Raw genomic sequence first — 17,755 nt, 5'->3', positions numbered from 1 at the left:
TCGAATCCGAACCCAGTGAGACACGCACGAATGAATCTCTTCCGCATGCTTGGCCTGGCACTGCTCCTTTCCTGCGGAAGCGCACTGGCGCGCGATGCCGCGCCGGCGACGTCGCGTCCGGTGCCGCTGCTGTGGAAGGCTTGCGATGCCGACAATTGCGTCTACCTGCTCGGTTCCTTCCACGTCCTCAAGGCCAGTGACTACCCGTTGTCGAATGACGTCGATGCCGCGTTGGCGAAATCGACGAAGGTGGTGTTCGAGATATCCCCGACGGAAATGCAGGACAAGAACGCCGCCGCGATGGCGTTGTTCAAGTCCGGGTTCCGGATGGACAGCACCACGCTCGACAACGACCTGACGCCGAAGCAGCAAGCCAAGTTCGCGGCATGGGCCAAGAAGCACGAAGCAGAACTGGCGAAGTCCGGACTCAGTCCTGAAATGCTGCGGCGCTTCAAGCCATGGTTCGTCGCGATCATGATCACCCAGCTCGAATACCAGGCAGCCGGCATGTCGCCGGAATTCGGCTTGGACGAACACATGAGCAAGGCCGCCAGCGATGGCGGCAAGCAGACGCTCGGACTGGAAACGGTCGCCGAACAGGTGCAATTCCTGTCCGGACTGTCGCAGAAGGACCAGGTGCAGATGCTTGAGGAATCGCTCGACGACGATGGTTCGACTGCCGGCGAGATCGAAACCCTGCACAAGGCCTGGCGTGCCGGCGATGCCGATGCCCTGTGGAACGACATGGGGTTGAAGATGCGCGACCACTACCCGGATGCCTATCGCGCCATCGATGCCGATCGCAATGCCCACTGGTTGCCGCGTCTGGCATCCATGATCGACGCGCCCGGCGAGAAAGACACGCTGGTGGTGGTCGGTTCCCTGCACCTGCTCGGACCGGATGGCCTGGTGGAAGGATTGAAGGCGCGCGGCTACAAGGTCGAGCGCGTGTGTTCGGCGTGCGGGGTCAAGGCGACGCGCTGACGCCAAGGGCGCCGACCGCCGGCTTCATCACGATGCAATCGACCGGGCAGGGCGGGATGCACAACTCGCAGCCGGTGCAGAGTTCGTCGATCACCACGTGCATCAACTTCGATCCGCCGATGATCGCGTCGACCGGGCAGGCGGCGATGCACTTGGTGCAGCCGATGCATTCGTCTTCGATGATTTCCGCCACGATCGCCGACTTGCATTCGCCGCGCGTACGATCGTAGGGACGCGCGTCAACGCCAAGCACTGCGGCAAGCGCGATCGCGCCTTCATCGCCGCCAGGAGGGCAGTGGTCGATGCCAGCTTCACCCCGCGCCATCGCCTCGGCATAGGGGTGGCAGCCGTCGTAACCACACTGGCCGCATTGCGTCTGCGGCAGCAGGCGGTCGAGGCGTTCGACCAGATCGTGACGGTTCACCGCACCGGCATGCCCGGCAGCGCACCGCTGTCGGCGTCGAGCAGGAACAGTCCGCCGCCGTCGAAGCCGGCGGACAGGATCATTCCTTCGCTGGTGCCGAAACGCATCTTGCGCGGGGCGAGGTTGGCGATGAACACCACGCTGCGGCCCACGAGCTTTTCCGGTTCGCCGTAGCTGGCGCGGATGCCGGAGAAGATCTGGCGCTGGCCGAGGTCGCCGGCATCGAGCAGGAAGCGCAGCAGCTTGTCGGAGCCCTCGATGAAGCCGCACTCCAGCACCTTGCCCACGCGCAGGTCGAGCTTGGCGAAATCGTCGATCCCGATGAAGGCCGGCTCGCTCTTCGTTTCGGTGGCGGCCGTCGTCGTGGCCGGCGCGGTCGTGGCTTGCTGCAAGGTGTCTTTCGAAGCTTCGGTCATGGCGTCGATCTGTTTCGGGTCGATTCGGGTGAACAGCGGCTGGTAAGCGTTGATTCGTTGCGCGAGGAGCGGACGGTCGCAATCCGTCCACGCCGACAATGGCGCCTGCAGCCACTCGGCGACGCGCCTGGAAACGTCGGGCAACACCGGAGCGAGCGCCAGCGCCAGTACGCGGAACAGGTTGATGCCCTGGGTGCACACGGCCTGCAGTTCGGCGTCGGCGCCATCTTGCTTGGCGATGACCCACGGCTTGCGCTCGTCGATGTACTTGTTGGCCTCGTCGGCCAGCGTCATGGTCAGGCGCAGCGCCTGCGCGATGTCGTCGTTGGCGTAGGCGGCACGGATCGCAGCAAGACGCTTGACGAAATCGTCGTACATCGCCGCTTCCGGCAGCGTTGCGGCGAGCATGCCGTCGAAACGCTTTTCGATGAAACCGGCGCAGCGGCTGGCAAGGTTGACGAACTTGCCGACGATGTCGCTGTTCACGCGGGCGATGAAATCGCCGAGGTTGAGGTCGAGGTCGTCGACGCCACCGGATGATTTCGCAGCGAAGTAGTAACGCAAGGCTTCGGGGTCGAGGCCCTGTTCGAGATAGGTACGCGCCATCACGAAGGTGCCGCGCGATTTCGACATCTTGGCGCCGTCGACGGTCAGATAGCCGTTGACGTGCAGGCGCGTCGGCGTGCGCTGGCCGGAGCCATGCAGCACCGCCGGCCAGAACAGGCCGTGGAAGTTGACGATGTCCTTGCCGATGAAGTGGTGCATTTCGGCATTGCTGCCGGCGCGCAGGTAGTTGTCGAAGTCCAGGCCGCGTTCCTTGCACAGCACCTCGAAGCTGGACAGGTAACCGATCGGCGCATCCAGCCAAACGTAGAAATACTTGCCGGGCGCGCCGGGGATTTCGAAGCCGAAGTAGGGCGCGTCGCGCGAGATGTCCCAGGCGCGCAGGCCGCCATCGCCGTCCAGCCATTCCTGCAACTTGGCCTTCACGCCGGGGATTGCGACATCGCCGGACAGCCATTCGCGCAGGAAGGCCTCGAACTGCCCAAGCTCGAAGAAGTAGTGTTCGGAATCGCGTAGCACCGGCGTCGCGCCGGACACCACGGACTTGGGATTCTTCAACTCGGTCGGGGCATAAGTGGCGCCGCAGACTTCGCAGTTGTCGCCGTACTGGTCGGGGCTGCCGCAGTTGGGGCAGGTACCGCGCACGTAGCGGTCGGGCAGGAACATCCCGCGTTCGGGATCGTAGAGCTGCGACACGCTGCGCTTGCCGATGTGGCCATTTGCGAGCAGGCGTGCATAGATCGATTCGGTCTGCGCGCGATTGCCCGCGGAGTTGGTCGAATCGTAATGGTCGAAGGCGACATGGAAGGCAGCGAAATCGCGTTCGTGCGCTTGCTGGATGCCGGCGATGAACGCTTCCGGCGTCTGCCCGGCTTTTTCCGCCGCCAGCATGATCGGTGTGCCGTGGGTATCGTCGGCGCAGACGAAATGCACCTCGCGGCCCTCCATCCGGCGCGCGCGCACCCACATGTCGGCCTGGATGTAACCCACCAGGTGGCCGAGGTGGATCTGCCCGTTGGCATAGGGCAGGGCGCAGGTGACGAGGGTCGGAGACGACATCGGGAAGGTCATGTGACGCGGGGTTCGCGATTATCGCATGGGCCCCAAAAAACAGGCCCGGCGATGCCGGGCCCGTGTGGTGGAGCGATGCCTGGTGCGATCAGTGCTTGCGGATCCAGGTCTGGCTGCGACCGAGCAGCGAGAAGCCCATGTAGCCGCGCACTTCCATCTTGCTGCCATCGGCGCTCGGGGTCAGCTTCACGGAATAGGTCTTGCCGTTGTGCGGATCGAGGATCTTGCCGCCGTCCCAGGTGTCGCCGTCCTTGCGGACGTTCCACATGATGACCATGCCTTCGACGGGCTTGCCCTTGCGTTCGCCGGAGCAGGCTTCGCATACCGGGTGCGGTCCCTGGTCGGACTGCAGCACTTCAACCACCTTGGCGGCCAGGGAGCCATTGGTCGTGGTGTAGATCTCGACGGTGGACTTCGGCTTGTTGGTCGCGTCGTCGATGGTCGTCCATGTTCCGACCGGCGATGCGTGCTGGGCGAATGCAGCCAGCGGGAGGGCGGACAGGCAGAGGGCGATCAGGGTTTTGCGCATGGTTCGGAAACTCCTTGGATGCCGGGCATCGGCATTGGAGAGACTTATAGCCGAACACGGTGAATGTGTCCTGTCGCTACGCCGCATGTTCAGCTGGTATGGAAGTTGGGCAAAAAAGAACCCCGCCGAAGCGGGGTTCCCGTTTGCAGGTGCTGCGTTCAACCTCAGAACTTGTAGTTGAAGCGGCCGAACAGCGTGCGGCCGTAGATGTCGTACTGGGTCGCGAAGGCCGGGATGTTGCCGTACTTGGTGGCGACGCCGGAAGACACCAGCGGCGGCTTGCTGTCGAACAGATTGCGCACGCCGAACAGCATCGACCAGTTGCCGTGCGAGTACTGCACCGAAGCGGTGTGGTACAGGCGGGCCTTGGCATGGACCAGGCGCAGGCCGCCGACATAGCCGAAGTAGCTGTCGGTTGCCGTGGTGACTTCCCTGACGTCGAAGTTCTTGGTCTGCCCGACGTAGTTCATGCCCCAGGTGTAGGTGAAGTCGTTGCGGCGGAGCGACGTGCGCAGGTCGCCCACCCACTTCGGATAGCCGATGTAGCCGGTGGCATTGGAAGTACTGAAACCGCTGGCAGCCGCGGTGCTGAACAACTGCGAGGTGTCTTCGATCGCACGCGTGATGTTGGCCTCGACTTCAAGCTTGCCGAAGCTGAACTTGTTGTCGTAGCGAATGATCATGTCGTAGCCGCGCGCGCGTTCCTTGTTGATGTTGACGTACGTCGCGTGGACAGTCGTGATCTTGTTGGGATCGACCGCGGCGTTCGGCGCGTTGCGCGAGAACATCTTGCAGAAGTCGTTCGGGTAGACCGTGGCGCCATAGCAGCCGCCGAGGATCGTGCTCGCGCCCAGGCTCGTGATTTCACCGAAGATCTGGTAGTCGTAGTAGTCCAGCGCAACGCTGATCGGTGCGAAGGACGGCGTGAACACGATGCCGCCGCTGAATGCCCGCGAGGTTTCCGGCTTCAGGAAGCCAGCACCACCGCCCTGGAAGACTTCGGCCGTGGAGCCGCCGCCGGTGTAGTTGTTCGGGATGCCGGCCGCGGAGCAGTTGGCGCGAATCTTGGGATTCTGGCTGTCACCCCAGTTGATGCAGGGGTCGATCGAGGTCTGCGACACGAAGCCGGACAGGTTGCCCAGGTACAGTTCGTACAGGCCGGGCGCGCGGAACGAGGTGCCCTTGGTGGCGCGCAGGCGAATCGCCGGGGTGATCTGCCAGCTCAGTCCGAGCTTCCACACATTGTCCCAGCCGCCCTTCACGGAGTCGTACTTGAAGGCGCGTGCCGAGGCGTTTGCCGTCAGCGCTTCGATGCCGGGAATGCCCTTCAGCAGCGGGACTTCGATTTCGCCGAAAACTTCCTTGACCTTGTCGGTGCCGCGGGTGATCTGGGCCGAGGAGTAACCCCAGGTGTTGCCGCTCGTCGATTCCACGCTGGGCTGGTCGTTGATGCTGTAGCGACGGTAATCGACGCCGAAGGCAGCGCCGACGTCACCGGCGGGCAGGTGGAACAGCGTACCGCTGAGCGAGCCATTGACGTCGAGCTGGTTGTAGGTGGTGGTGCCCTTGGTCCAGGCGCCGATCGCATTCACCAGCTCGTTCATGCGCGAGCCGTTGAGGAAGCCCGGATCGAAATAGTCGAGCTTCGGTGCGATATCGGTGTAGTTGGCGTCGCCGGACTTGGACTTCAGGATGTCCAGGTGTTCGTAAGTACCCTTCGATCGGGTGTATGCCGTGCTGACCTTCCAGGTCCAGTCCTTGAACGGAAGCTGGCCGTCGAGTCCGAACACGCCGTAGAGGTAATCGACCTTGACGTTCCAGTCGTCGCGGAACGGCATGATCGGCTCAGCCAGCCCGCTGGGAACCTTGGCGACATAGTTCGGGTTGTCCGAATAAGCGTCATAGATTGCATTGGTGGCAACAATCGGGAAGAACTGGCGGAAGCCGCGTGCTTCGGTCTTGCGCTGGTTGTAGAGCACTTCAGCGGTGAAATTGACCGTGCTGCTCAGCGCAAAGTCGGCGGTTCCATAGAGGGTGCCGTGCTGCTGGCGGTTCACGATATCGGCATTCTTGAGGAAGTCGCCGTTGAGCACGTCCTCGTAATAGGCCTGTCCGGTGTTGTTCGGGCCGTAGGTCTTGTTGGCGCGCGGGCGATAGCCGGGAATCATGCCGACGGTCGTGCCATCCGGCGACGGGATGTAACGCCGACCGGTGACGACATCGATCACGGTGTTGAAGTACATGTTGTTGCAACCGGCGAGCTTGCTGCCGGCGAGGATCGAGCGATCCTGGCGGTCGATGCGCTGGCCGTAGGTGCCGTACGTGAGGTCGTTCGAGCAGCTGAGGTAGCTGCGGTCGCCCTTCTTCAGCGCTTCCGACTTGTCGAGGCTTGCCGCCAGGGCGATGTTGCCGCGGTTGAAGTTCCAGCCCACCAGCCCGGAGACGGAGAGGGACTTGCCGCCGCCATGGACCGGATCGCTGGCGGTGATCGAAATCTCCGGCTTGGAGATGTTCTTGCGGGTGATGAGGTTGACCACGCCGGCCACGGCGTCGGAACCGTAGATCGAGGACGAACCGTCCTTCAGGATTTCGGCGCGCTGCAGGATGATCTGCGGGATCACGTTGAGGTCGAACGCGCCGACCTGGCCTTGGGTGCCGCCGGGACCGGGACGATTGCCGTTCAACAACACCAGGGTGCGGTTGGCGCCAAGGCCACGCAACGAAATGGTCTGCACGCCGGTACCACCTTCAACGACGAAGCCGCTGAACTGGTTGGTGATCTGGGTCGCGCCGGCAGCGACGCTGGACTTCTGCAGGAACTGGGCGGTGTCGGTCTGGCCAACCATGACGCTGGTATCGGCGGTAATCACCTGCACCGGCGAGATCGAATCGAATTCCTTGCGCTTGATCAGCGAGCCGGTGACGGTGACCGTGCCGAGATCGCTGCTCTTGGCTTCGGCTTTGCCGTCTTTCTTCTTGGCGTCGCTGGCGGGTTGCTCGGACTGCGGCTTGTCCTGCGGCGTCGACTGGGCGAGCGCGGAAGAGCCATAGAGGCAGCCCATGACAGCCAGGAACAAAGGCAATTTACGGTTGACAGATCGCACGTGGTGACTCCCCATTAATTACGTATTTGTTCAGGGAGTATAGGTAGGCGGGTCTTGAATTGGCCGTTTTGTGTTTGTTTTATGTAATTAACCGGTTAAAAATTGATACATGTCACAAAAAATTAATGTCTGACTGCTAAGACAATCCGCAACGGCAACAACCGGTTGGACAAGCCAACCGGTTGTTGTGCACCTGCACACAGGACTCAGGATCTCTTGCAGTCTTTCTGCAGGAAGCTCTCGATGGCCGGAAGCGTCAACATCTGCGCCTCGTAGGTCCAGGGCATCTGGTGCTTCTGGTTCGGGACCAGCAGGAACTTGGCGGGGACGCGCCCCTGCACGGCGTCGTAGAAGCCCTTGGCGTGGAAGGCCGGCGTACGGACGTCGCGGTCACCCACGAACAGCAGGACCGGGATGCTGGCCTTGTCGGTGTTCTTCATGGGGTCCATGCCCTTGACGGTATTGCCCTGCAGGATGCGTTGCAGCCGGCCTTCGCTCCAGTTGCGGCCGATGCGTGCCAGGTCGGTGACCGGGGCGCCGGCGATGGCGCAGCTGAAAGGTCCACCTGGGCGCACGACGGCGGCCGAAGCGGCGAAACCGCCATAGGAATAGCCGAAGATCGCGATGTTGCCGGGCTTGGCGATGCCCTGCTTGACCAGCCAGTCGGCGGCATCGTCGTTGTCGTCCTGCATCTTCAGGCCCCATTGGCCGTCACCGGCGAGCCACAGCTTGCGACCGAAGCCCGTCGAGCCACGGTATTGCGGACGAATCACGGCATAGCCGCGTGATGTCATGAAGGGCACCCAGCCGGAAGCATCCCAGCCGGCGTTGTCGCGCGCCCAGGGACCGCCATGCGGATGCACCACCGCTGGCACCGGTGCGTCGCCCTGTTTCCAGCCGGCGGGAAGATCGACGATGGCCGGGATTTCCATGCCGTCGCGCGCCTTGTAGGTGATCAATCGTTCTTCGCCGAGCTGCGCGGGATTGATCCACGGCCGTTCGCTGCCGATGTCCATCACGTTCTTGCGGTTCAACAGCAAGTGGTAGGACGGCGAATGCTGTGCGCTTTCGGTCGTGAACAGGACGCGCGAGTAATCGTCGTTGTAGCTCTGGATGAATACCGTCTGCTTGGGGAAGGCCTGCTTCAGTCCGGCCTGAAGTCCTGCCAGATCCTTGTCGGTGTAGACGACTTCCGTCTCCAGGCCATCGACGGTGAAGCCGAGCACCTTGTTGAAGTCGTGCGGCTGCTTGCCGAGGATGAGTCGGCCGATCGAGTACTGCGGATGCGCGACCAGCGGTTCTTCGTCGAATTTCTTCGTGACCGGGTCGTACATGCGGGCCTGCATCAAGTCCGAGAACTTGTCGGTCAACACATAGTATTTGCCGGTGCTCTCGTCGATGCCCTGGAACTCCACGGCATAGCGTTCGCTGGCCTTGTGCGAGAGGGCGGGCTGCGCTTCGAATTCGCCGGTCTTGGAATTGCGGATCGAATAACTGAAGACGTAGTCGTCGCCGCTGGGTTCGGATTCGGCACGAACCAGGACATCGCCATTGCGGGGATTGATCAACTCCGGCGAACTCTTGTCGTCCGCTCGGAACAGCAACTTGGCGCCATTGCTGCGCAGGTTGTAGAGAAAGTAATCGTTGCGTCCGCTCTGGGTCTCGTAGCGCTGGATGACCACGTTTTCGGGATCGAGCGGCAGTGCATTGACCAGTCGCGCAGTCGACATCAGGTCGAGGCAGCGACGGGTGTCCTCGCTCACGCCGGCCCGGTAACTCTTGTCGGTAAAGGCTTCGCTGAAATTCTTCTGGCTGACGTCGGTCAGGTAGGTCTTGTTGACCACGGTCTTGGTGGCGCCACTTTCGTTGCCTTCGCCGCAACCGCCGAGCTGGCCGGTCCAGTCCTGCTGGCCGCTCACCAATACGCGGCCTGCTTTCAGGGCGCTGGCGAAAATGAATTTCATGCGCTCACCCGAGGGGGTGACGACGGAGCCGGCGGATGGGTTGTCCAGGTTCCAGGTCGCGAGCGCCGTGTCCTTGTGGTTGGAGTTGGGGGCTTCGATCAGTGCGACCAGCGTCTTGCCATCCGCGCTCATCGACACGGACTGGATTTGCTGCCTGCGCGCAAATGCGTCCGCGGGAATGGGTTCGCTGGCGTTGGCGGCGGTCGTGGCTGCCATCGCGGCAAGCAGGGCAAGGCGCAATTTCGACATGGATCGGTTCCCCTCGAATGTTGTTGACGGTGAAATGGAGCGGCACGAGGGGCATGCCAGCAAACGCTCGCGATCACCACTCCGTCCCCCCATGCCGCAAAATATACACAGTTGTCGACTTGGGCCCGTGTGCGCCGGCGGCCACGACTCCCTTCCCAGAGTGTTCTCCAGATGTCCGGACTCAATTCCCACGCCGTCCAGCCCAATCTTTCCCCCGACCCGCGCATCCGCAACATCATCGCGGTCGGCTCCGGCAAGGGCGGGGTGGGCAAATCCACCACGGCGGTGAACCTGGCGGTGGCGCTTGCACAATCCGGCCTGCGGGTCGGCGTGCTGGACGCCGACGTCTATGGCCCGAGCATTCCGATGATGCTGGGGACGACCGATCGCCCGGAAAGTCCCGACAACAAATCGATCGAGCCGCTGCGCGCGCACGGTTTGCAGCTGATGTCGATCGGCGCGCTGGTCGACCAGGAGGACACCGCGATGATCTGGCGTGGGCCGATGGCGACTTCGGCGCTGACGCAACTGTTCAACGACACCCGTTGGGACGATCTCGACATCCTCGTCATCGACCTGCCGCCGGGGACTGGCGACATCCAGCTCACCCTGGCGCAGAAGATCCCGGTGGCGGGCGCGGTGGTCGTCACCACGCCGCAGGACATCGCCACGCTCGACGCGCGCAAGGCCGTGAAGATGTTCGAGAAGGTGAACGTGCCGGTGCTGGGCATCGTCGAGAACATGGCGGTGCACGTCTGCAGCAATTGCGGACATGCCGAGCACATCTTTGGCGAAGGCGGCGGCGAAAAGATGGCCGAACGTTACGGCGTGCCGCTGCTGGGATCGTTGCCGCTGGACATCCATATCCGGGAGCAGGGCGACGCCGGCATCCCGATCGCCGCCGCTGAACCCGAATCCGCGGTCGGGCAGGCCTACCGCCGCGTCGCCGAGCGCCTGTTGGAGGCGCTGGACCGTCGCCCGCGGGCGACGTCGTCGATCTCCGCCACCTTGCTGTGAGCCGCGCCGGCGCCTGCACCGATACAATTCCCGTCTTTACCCGCCGGACACCCCGATGAGCATCAAGAGCGACCACTGGATCCGCCGCATGGCCGATCAGCACGGCATGATCGAGCCGTTCGAGGCCGGGCAGGTCAAGCAGGTCAACGGCGAACGCATCGTCAGCTACGGCACTTCGAGCTATGGCTACGACGTGCGCTGCGCCCGCGAGTTCAAGGTGTTCACCAACATCAATTCGACGATTGTCGATCCCAAGCATTTCGACAACGGCAGCTTCGTCGACATCACCGCCGACGAATGCATCATCCCGCCGAACTCCTTCGCGCTGGCCCGCACCGTCGAGTATTTCCGCATCCCGCGCGACGTGCTGGTGGTCTGCCTCGGCAAGAGCACCTACGCGCGCTGCGGCATCATCGTCAACGTCACGCCGCTGGAACCGGAATGGGAAGGCCACGTGACGCTGGAATTCAGCAACACCACGCCGTTGCCGGCGCGCATCTATGCCAACGAAGGCGTGGCGCAGATGCTGTTCTTCCAGTCGGACGAAGTCTGCGATACCAGCTATCGCGACCGCGGCGGCAAGTACCAGGGACAGACCGGCGTCACGCTGCCGAAGACCTGATCCGTTTCATTCTCACTGCACGGGGAAGCACGATGGAAGATCAGAATCCGTACCGCAGTCCCGAGTCCGCCATCACCGATGTCGCGGTCATGGGGGATGCCAATCTCGCCGGTCGTGGCGAACGATTCGGGGCTTCCCTCATCGACGGTTTGATCATGGGCGTGATCATTTTTCCGCTGATGTTCGTGGGGGGCTATTGGAGCGCGGTCATGACGGCGGCGTCCGAAGGACACCAGGTCGCCATCGGCACCATGTTGCTGTGGGGCGTGATCGGCTTCGCCGTGTTGATCGTGGTCCAGGGGATTCCGCTGCATGCGTCCGGCCAGACCTGGGGCAAGAAGATGCTGGGAATCAAGATCGTCGATCTGTCGGGCGCCAAGCCTTCACTCGGTCGATTGCTCGGCCTGCGTTACTTGCCGTTGCAAGTGATCGCGAACGTTCCCGTCATCGGGCCGCTTGCGATGATCGTGGACCCCTTGCTGATTTTCCGCGACGACCGTCGTTGCGGACATGACCTGATCGCGGGAACCCAAGTGGTGAAGGCGGAATAGTCAGCCTTCGTTGACGAGGCGCTCCAGGACATCGCGCAAGCGCGACAGGCGTTCGACGGAGTCTTCGGCCGGATACGGCCTCGCCGGCTGCGCGCCCCACACCGGCTTCGGCCATGCTGCGTCGCCCTTGAATCGGGCGACCACGTGGACATGCAACTGATTCACCATGTTCCCGAGCGCGGCGATGTTGAGTTTGTCGGGCACGAATTGTTCGCGCAGCGCTCGCGAGGCGATATCGATTTCGCGCCATAGTCGCGTGCGATCGCCTTCGTTGAGATCGAGCAGTTCGCTGGCATCGGCGACGCGCGGCACCAGGATCAGCCACGGATAGTGGGCGTCGTTCATCAGCAGGACGTCGCACAAGGGCAACGATGCGACCGGAAGCGTATCCGCCGCGAGTTGCGGATGCAGCTGGAATTCGCTCATGCCAGGTGTTCCCGGAAAAATGCCAGCGTCTCCGCATTGGCAAGCGTCGCCGCGTCGGCATGATAGTGCGATGGGTCGCAGTCGCGATTGAAGGCATGGCCGGCGTCCGGATAGACCATGAAGGCGGCCTGCGGCCATGCCGCGCGTTGGCGTTCGATGTCGGTAGCCGGCGTCGAGGCGTCTTCGGCGCCGAAGTGGAACAGCATGGGTGCGCGCAAGGGTTCGTCGAGGAAATTCGCATTGCGGGCGCCGTAATACCCCACGGCGGGCAGGCCGAGCCGCAGGTTGGCGAGCAGGGCGAGGGTGCCGCCCCAGCAGAAGCCGACCACGCCGACATGCGTTGCGCCTTCTTCACGCAGGCGCCGTGCGCCCGCATCCACCAGCCGCAATGCCCGGTCGAAGCCCAGTTCACCGATCAGCGTGCGGCCCTGCTGCATGCCGTCGCCGTCGTAGGGGAGGTCGACGCCGGGTGTGACGACATCGAACAGTGCCGGTGCCAGCGCGATGAAGCCTTCCCCTGCATAGCGGTCGGTGATGTCGCGGATATGCGCGGTGACGCCGAAGATTTCCTGGAGGACCACCAGGCCCATGGTCGATGGCCGGTCCGGGCGGGCCAGCCAGCCGCCGATGCGGCCATCGGGCGTGTCGAGGGTGATGTTCATGGGGAAGTCTGCCGGGAAATGGCGGGTTCCCTATAATTCCACACCCTTTCCCGGTGGCCTGCATGTCCCTGTCCCAGCCCAAAGTCGGTTTCGTCAGCCTCGGTTGCCCCAAGGCGCTGGTCGATTCCGAGCGCATCCTCACCCAGTTGCGGGTCGAGGGCTACGACCTGGTGCAGAGCTACGACGATGCCGACGTGGTGGTGGTGAACACCTGCGGCTTCATCGATTCGGCGGTGGCGGAGTCGCTGGACGCGATCGGCGAGGCGATGGCCGAGAACGGCAAGGTGATCGTCACCGGTTGCCTCGGCAAGCGCAGCGAGGTGATTCGCGAGGCCTATCCGGACGTGTTGTCGATCAGCGGGCCGCAGGACTACGCCAGCGTGATGGATGCGGTGCATGTCGCGCTGCCGCCCAAGCATGATCCCTTCATCGATCTGGTGCCCGATTACGGCCTGAAGCTGACGCCGAAGCATTTCGCCTACCTGAAGATTTCCGAAGGCTGCAACCATCGCTGCAGCTTCTGCATCATCCCGTCGATGCGCGGCGACCTGGTGTCGCGCCCGGTGGACGACGTGTTGCGCGAAGCCGAGAAGCTGGTGCGTGGCGGCGTCAAGGAATTGCTGGTGGTGTCGCAGGACACCTCGGCCTATGGCGTCGACCTGAAGTACGCCGAACGCGAGTGGCATGGCAAGTCGTACGCGACGCGGATGAAGGCGCTGTGCGAAGGCTTGTCCGAACTCGGCGCGTGGACGCGCCTGCATTACGTCTATCCGTACCCGCACGTCGACGACGTGATTCCGCTGATGGCGGAGGGCAAGATCCTTCCGTACCTCGATATCCCGTTCCAGCACGCCAGTCCGCGCGTGCTGAAGCTGATGAAGCGCCCCGGCGCGGTCGACAAGACGCTGGAACGCATCCAGCGCTGGAAGGCGATCTGCCCGGAACTGACGATCCGCTCGACCTTCATCGTTGGCTTCCCCGGAGAGACCGAAGCCGAGTTCGAAGAGTTGCTGGATTTCCTCGAGGAAGCGCAGCTCGATCGCGTCGGCGCCTTCGCCTATTCGCCGGTAGAGGGCGCGGCGGCCAACGCGCTGCCAGATCCGGTGCCGGACGAAGTGCGGCAGGAACGCCTGGCGCGCTTCATGGACGTCCAGGCGGCGATTTCCGAAGCGAAGCTGGCGGCCAAGATCGGTATGGTGCAGGAATGCATCGTCGATGCGATCGATGGCGAACTGGCGATCGCGCGATCGAAGGCCGATGCGCCGGAGATCGATGGCTTGGTGCAGATCCAGGACGGTTTCGAGGCTGGCCTCAAGCCGGGCGATTTCGTTTCGGTGCAGATCATGGGCAGCGACGAGCACGATCTCTACGGCGAAGTCGTTTACAACGATTAAGCGTCGTACTCGATCTCGACAATCGCGAAATGCACCACGCCGCCCGGCAGCGTGGCATCGAATTCGTCATCGACACGCTTGTTGAGCAGCGCACGCGCCAGCGGTGAATCGATACTGATGTGGCCGAGCGCGGCGTCGGTCTCGTCCGGTCCGACGATGCGGTAACGCACTTCCTCGCCGCTGTCGCCGCGTTCCAGCGTGACTTGCGCGCCGAAGAACACCCGGTCGGGATGGCTCGGCCTGCTTTCCACTACATGCAGCAGCGGCAGTCGCTTGCTCAGGTAACGCACGCGGCGGTCGATGCCGGCGAGCTGCTTCTTGCGATAGGTGTATTCCGCATTCTCCGAACGATCGCCTTCGGCCGCCGCCGCTGCCAGTGCACGCACGACCTCCGGACGCTGCACGCGCCAGAGATCGTCGAGTTCCGCCTTCAGCCGGTCATGGCCGGCACGGGTGATCAGCGCCGTGCTCTGTTCGGCGGGCGGTCGCCAGCGGCCCATCGGCGGCTGCGTCATCGTTGCGCGCCCGGCGTCAGCGCTTGCTGCCGCCGAAAATGCCGCCGAGCACGCCACGCAGGATCTGGCGACCGACCTGCGAACCCATCGTGCGCACGGTCTGCTTGGCCATCGTCTCGATCATGCCCTGGCGGCGCTTGGTGCCGAAGACCGCATCCTTCACCGCCTGGCCGAAGCCGCCTTCTTCCTCGTGCTCCTCGCCCTTGGCAGGCGGGGCATCGTTGTTGGCCGCCGCGGCATCGGCCTTCTTCGACAGCATCTCGAATGCGGATTCGCGATCGACTGCCTGGTCGTATTTCATTCCGACCGGGCTGCCTGCGCGCACCTGCTGGCGCTCGGCATCGGTGATCGCGCCCATCCGGCAGCGCGGCGGCGCGACCAGGGTGCGTTCCACCGGCATCGGAATGCCCTTGTCCTGCAGGGTCGAGACCAGCGCCTCGCCGACGCCGAGTTGGCTGATCGTTTTCGCCACGTCGAGTTCGGGGTTGGCGACGAAGGTTTCGGCGGCGGTCTTCACCGCCTTCTGGTCGCGCGGGGTGAAGGCGCGCAACGCATGCTGGAAGCGGTTGCCCATCTGGCCGAGGATGTTGTCGGGCACGTCGTCAGGGAATTGCGAGCAGAAATACACGCCCACGCCCTTGGAACGGATCAGTCGCACCACCTGTTCCACGCGCTGCAGCAGCGCAGGCGGCGCATCGTCGAACAGGAGATGCGCTTCGTCGAACACGAAGACCAGCTTCGGCTTGTCGAGATCGCCGACTTCCGGCAGTTTCTCGAACAGTTCCGACAGCAGCCACAGCAGGAAGCTGGTGTAGAGCTTGGGCTTGAGGATGAGCTGGTCGGCGGCGAGGATGCCGATCATGCCGCGGCCGTCCTGCGTGGTGCGCATCAGGTCGCCCAGCTCGAGCGCCGGTTCGCCGAAGAAGGCATCGCCGCCTTGTTGCTCGATCTGCAGCAAGGCGCGCTGGATCGCGCCGATCGACTGCGTGCTCACCAGTCCGTAGCTGGTCGAGATGTCCTTGCGTTCGTCGGCGATCAGGCCGAGCAGGGCGCGCAGGTCCTTGAGGTCGAGCAGCAACAGGCCGCGGTCGTCGGCGAGCTTGAAGAGGATTTCCAGCACGCCCGATTGGGTGTCGTTGAGTTCGAGGATGCGCGACAGCAGCAGCGGGCCCATCTCGCTGACGGTGGTGCGCACCGGATGGCCTTTCTGGCCCCACAGGTCCCAGAAGATGGTCGGGTTGCCTTCATTGGTATAGCCGTCGACGCCGATTTCGGCGACGCGCTCGCTCAACTTGTCGCTGGCTGCGCCCGCCATCGCCAAACCGGCAACATCGCCCTTGACGTCGGCCAGGAACACCGGGACGCCCAGGCGCGCGAATCCTTCCGCCAGCGTCATCAATGTCACCGTCTTGCCGGTACCGGTGGCGCCGGCCACCAGTCCATGGCGATTGCCGTACTTGGGCAGCAACCAGACTTTGTCGCCCTTGGCGGTGGTGATCGATTTGCCGACGAGAATATTGCTTGTCGAAGCCGGATCCATGGAACTTTTCCGCATTGAAAGCGTCGATTCTAAGCGGCGTCGCGTGAGCGCATGAATGCGCGGGTCAGGACATGGGTTGCCCGCGGCTTCCCGCAACCGTTAGGCTTCCGGATTCCCCTGCGTGTTCCAAAGGATTCGAGTGATGGTGCGACCTGCAACGCCGTTGGTGTCTCCCTTGTTGGCATTGGCATTGAGTTTCGTGGCGACCGGCGCGGTCGCGGCTGATCGCAAGGATCCGATGGCGGATTGGAAAGCGCGCATGACGGATCTCGACACCCGTATCAAGGCCGCCCAGTCGGAAGCCGAGCAGCACGGCTTGCAGGCGCAGGCGGATCAGTTGCTGCAAGCCTGCGCCCAGGCGCGCGGCTGCGATATCGCCCAGCTGCTGCCGATCTACCGCGAAGCCAGCACGGCGCGTCGCGGCAATCCCAACGACGACAACGACAACGACGACGACGGTCCCGACGAGATGATCGACGTGGCCGGCGAAAAAACCCCGGCGCAGGCCACCGCGGACAAGTTGCTGGACGAACGCAATCGTCACTTCATGGACATGGTGAAGATGAATCCGGCGGTGCAGGCCGGCATCCGTCGCTGGCTGACCGACATGCGGCCGTCGCTGATGAACAGTTACGAGAATTTCCAGTACCTGAAATCGAGCATGCTGCCGGCCTTCCAGAGCCGCGGCCTGTCGGAGGCGCTGCTGTTCGGCATCATCGCCAAGGAATCCAACGGCAAGGTGCACGTCGGGTCGCGCGTCGGTGCGGTCGGCCCATTGCAGTTCATGCCGGCCACCGGCCGCCGCTTCGGGCTCGGGAACGATGGCAGCGGGTTCGACACCCGCTATGACCCGAAAATGTCGGCGGCAGCAGCGGCGGAATATTTCAGCGAACGCTACGCCGAGCTCAACAACAACATCGAGATGTCGCTGGCGGCCTACAACGGCGGAGAAGGGCGCGCATTGCGTGTCTATCAATCGACCGGTGGCCGCAGCTTCTGGGACGCCGACGTCTATTCGCAATTCCCGGCGGAAACCCGCGATTACGTGCCGATGGTGATCGCCGCCGCGTGGCTGTACCTGCATCCGCGCGAATACGGCGTGCGCTTCCCGCGCGTGTCCGACCGCCCGGCCCAGATCAAGCTGGAAAAACCGACCACGTTCAACGAAATGACCATCTGCATGGGCAACGCCCGCGGCACCGATGGCTATCTGCGCGCCCTGCGCAACATGAATCCGCGGTATTCGCCGGATACCTGGCTGGCCGCCGGCACCGTGCTCAACGGCACCACCGCGATGTCGCGCGCCTACAACTGGAACTGCACCAGCGGCCGTCGCGCCGAGCTGGCGCATGAATTGACGGTCGCCAACGCAAGTGCCGCCATCGTCCGCATCGGCCCGCTGGAACCGGCGCAGGCCAGCGCCGCATCCGCGCAGATCGGCGAGTCGGGCCTGGATGCGACGGCGCAGGACCCTGCCGCCCGCGTGCAGCCGGTCGCGGCGCCAAAGCCGGCGCCGCCGAAGCAGGTGGCAAAGGCCGAGCCGAAAAAGGAAAAGCCGAAGAAGGTGAAGATGTACCGGGTCGCGCGTGGCGACACGCTTGGCCGCATCGCAGACAAGCACGATTGCGAACTCAAGACCCTGGCCAAGGCCAATGGCCTGCGCGCGCCGGGTTACATCGTGAAGCCGGGCAGCAGCATTAGGCTGGAAGGCTGCGGAGACTGA

The 17,755-nt window shown here is 63.5% G+C and carries 15 protein-coding genes; 6 read left to right on the top strand and 9 right to left on the bottom strand.

Going from position 1 to position 17,755, the window contains the following annotated elements; all coding sequences use genetic code 11:
- The first annotated feature begins 30 nt into the window (after positions 1-30).
- Positions 31-984 (top strand): TraB/GumN family protein, encoded by a 954-nt coding sequence (locus ABE093_RS00980; RefSeq protein ID WP_430758998.1) that lies wholly within the window; start codon positions 31-33, stop codon positions 982-984.
- Here the strand turns inward: ABE093_RS00980 and rnfB are convergent.
- The 5 genes from rnfB to ABE093_RS00955 all read right to left on the bottom strand — a co-directional run bounded on the left by rnfB (position 968) and on the right by ABE093_RS00955 (position 9,305).
- On the bottom strand, positions 968-1,408 hold the full coding sequence (gene rnfB / locus ABE093_RS00975) for an Rnf electron transport complex subunit RnfB (RefSeq protein WP_430758997.1): 441 nt from the start codon (positions 1,406-1,408) through the stop codon (positions 968-970). The genes ABE093_RS00980 and rnfB overlap by 17 nt on opposite strands.
- A complete protein-coding gene (gene metG, locus ABE093_RS00970) occupies positions 1,405-3,447 on the bottom strand; it encodes a methionine--tRNA ligase (protein ID WP_430758996.1) in 2,043 nt (680 codons plus the stop codon). Before metG ends, rnfB begins: the two co-directional genes overlap by 4 nt.
- Before the next feature lie 100 nt (positions 3,448-3,547).
- Entirely contained in the window at positions 3,548-3,988 is a 441-nt protein-coding gene (locus tag ABE093_RS00965) for a DUF2147 domain-containing protein (protein WP_430758995.1), read from the bottom strand.
- A gap of 164 nt (positions 3,989-4,152) precedes the next feature.
- Complete coding sequence (locus ABE093_RS00960; RefSeq protein ID WP_430758994.1) at positions 4,153-7,092, bottom strand: TonB-dependent receptor plug domain-containing protein; 2,940 nt, start codon at positions 7,090-7,092, stop codon at positions 4,153-4,155.
- 206 nt (positions 7,093-7,298) lie between these two features.
- Positions 7,299-9,305 carry an alpha/beta hydrolase family protein gene (locus ABE093_RS00955; RefSeq protein ID WP_430758993.1) on the bottom strand — a complete coding sequence of 669 codons (2,007 nt, stop codon included), beginning with the start codon at positions 9,303-9,305 and terminating at the stop codon, positions 7,299-7,301.
- Between the two features lie 171 nt (positions 9,306-9,476).
- On the opposite strand from ABE093_RS00955, the gene apbC reads away from it, so the two are divergent.
- The 3 genes from apbC to ABE093_RS00940 are packed head-to-tail and all read left to right on the top strand — an operon-like array spanning position 9,477 to position 11,495.
- Positions 9,477-10,322, top strand: coding sequence for an iron-sulfur cluster carrier protein ApbC (gene apbC / locus ABE093_RS00950; protein ID WP_430758992.1), 846 nt, complete (start codon positions 9,477-9,479; stop codon positions 10,320-10,322).
- Positions 10,323-10,377: 55 nt separating this feature from the next.
- The gene (gene dcd, locus ABE093_RS00945; protein ID WP_430758991.1) at positions 10,378-10,944 is read left to right on the top strand and encodes a dCTP deaminase; all 567 of its coding nucleotides are present in this window, start codon (positions 10,378-10,380) and stop codon (positions 10,942-10,944) included.
- A gap of 32 nt (positions 10,945-10,976) precedes the next feature.
- A complete protein-coding gene (locus tag ABE093_RS00940; RefSeq protein WP_430758990.1) occupies positions 10,977-11,495 on the top strand; it encodes an RDD family protein in 519 nt (172 codons plus the stop codon).
- Here ABE093_RS00940 and ABE093_RS00935 read toward each other — a convergent pair whose 3' ends face one another.
- On the bottom strand, positions 11,496-11,921 hold the full coding sequence (locus tag ABE093_RS00935; RefSeq protein ID WP_430758989.1) for an HIT domain-containing protein: 426 nt from the start codon (positions 11,919-11,921) through the stop codon (positions 11,496-11,498).
- Positions 11,918-12,583: a dienelactone hydrolase family protein gene (locus ABE093_RS00930; protein WP_430758988.1), complete on the bottom strand. Its 666-nt coding sequence runs from the start codon at positions 12,581-12,583 to the stop codon at positions 11,918-11,920. Before ABE093_RS00930 ends, ABE093_RS00935 begins: the two co-directional genes overlap by 4 nt.
- 62 nt (positions 12,584-12,645) lie before the next feature.
- Here ABE093_RS00930 and rimO point away from each other — a divergent pair, with 62 nt between their 5' ends.
- Complete coding sequence (rimO, locus tag ABE093_RS00925) at positions 12,646-13,977, top strand: 30S ribosomal protein S12 methylthiotransferase RimO (protein ID WP_430758987.1); 1,332 nt, start codon at positions 12,646-12,648, stop codon at positions 13,975-13,977.
- On the opposite strand, the gene greB is transcribed toward rimO, so the two are convergent.
- Both greB and ABE093_RS00915 read right to left on the bottom strand, forming a co-directional pair.
- Positions 13,974-14,477: a transcription elongation factor GreB gene (gene greB, locus ABE093_RS00920; protein WP_430760048.1), complete on the bottom strand. Its 504-nt coding sequence runs from the start codon at positions 14,475-14,477 to the stop codon at positions 13,974-13,976. The two genes, rimO and greB, sit on opposite strands and share 4 nt — an antisense overlap.
- A 31-nt stretch (positions 14,478-14,508) precedes the next feature.
- The gene (locus tag ABE093_RS00915; RefSeq protein ID WP_430758986.1) at positions 14,509-16,032 is read right to left on the bottom strand and encodes a helicase HerA-like domain-containing protein; all 1,524 of its coding nucleotides are present in this window, start codon (positions 16,030-16,032) and stop codon (positions 14,509-14,511) included.
- Positions 16,033-16,174: 142 nt separating this feature from the next.
- Between ABE093_RS00915 and ABE093_RS00910 the strand changes: the two genes are divergently transcribed.
- The gene (locus tag ABE093_RS00910; protein ID WP_430758985.1) at positions 16,175-17,755 is read left to right on the top strand and encodes a transglycosylase SLT domain-containing protein; all 1,581 of its coding nucleotides are present in this window, start codon (positions 16,175-16,177) and stop codon (positions 17,753-17,755) included.

Origin of the sequence: Solilutibacter silvestris (assembly GCF_050574925.1) — a bacterium.
Lineage (GTDB): Bacteria > Pseudomonadota > Gammaproteobacteria > Xanthomonadales > Xanthomonadaceae > Solilutibacter > Solilutibacter silvestris_A.
The sequence above is the reverse complement of the archived record's forward strand: the minus strand, read 5'-3'. Positions and strand labels throughout refer to the sequence as shown.

Coding starts and splice junctions, on each gene's coding strand:
- ABE093_RS00980 (WP_430758998.1), top strand. CDS start 31: ATGAATCTCTTCCGCATGCTTGGCCTGGCACTGCTCCTTTCCTGCGGA.
- ABE093_RS00930 (WP_430758988.1), bottom strand. CDS start 12,583: ATGAACATCACCCTCGACACGCCCGATGGCCGCATCGGCGGCTGGCTG.
- greB (WP_430760048.1), bottom strand. CDS start 14,477: ATGGGCCGCTGGCGACCGCCCGCCGAACAGAGCACGGCGCTGATCACC.
- ABE093_RS00965 (WP_430758995.1), bottom strand. CDS start 3,988: ATGCGCAAAACCCTGATCGCCCTCTGCCTGTCCGCCCTCCCGCTGGCT.
- rimO (WP_430758987.1), top strand. CDS start 12,646: ATGTCCCTGTCCCAGCCCAAAGTCGGTTTCGTCAGCCTCGGTTGCCCC.
- dcd (WP_430758991.1), top strand. CDS start 10,378: ATGAGCATCAAGAGCGACCACTGGATCCGCCGCATGGCCGATCAGCAC.
- ABE093_RS00940 (WP_430758990.1), top strand. CDS start 10,977: ATGGAAGATCAGAATCCGTACCGCAGTCCCGAGTCCGCCATCACCGAT.
- metG (WP_430758996.1), bottom strand. CDS start 3,447: ATGTCGTCTCCGACCCTCGTCACCTGCGCCCTGCCCTATGCCAACGGG.
- ABE093_RS00915 (WP_430758986.1), bottom strand. CDS start 16,032: ATGGATCCGGCTTCGACAAGCAATATTCTCGTCGGCAAATCGATCACC.
- ABE093_RS00955 (WP_430758993.1), bottom strand. CDS start 9,305: ATGTCGAAATTGCGCCTTGCCCTGCTTGCCGCGATGGCAGCCACGACC.
- ABE093_RS00910 (WP_430758985.1), top strand. CDS start 16,175: ATGGTGCGACCTGCAACGCCGTTGGTGTCTCCCTTGTTGGCATTGGCA.
- apbC (WP_430758992.1), top strand. CDS start 9,477: ATGTCCGGACTCAATTCCCACGCCGTCCAGCCCAATCTTTCCCCCGAC.
- ABE093_RS00935 (WP_430758989.1), bottom strand. CDS start 11,921: ATGAGCGAATTCCAGCTGCATCCGCAACTCGCGGCGGATACGCTTCCG.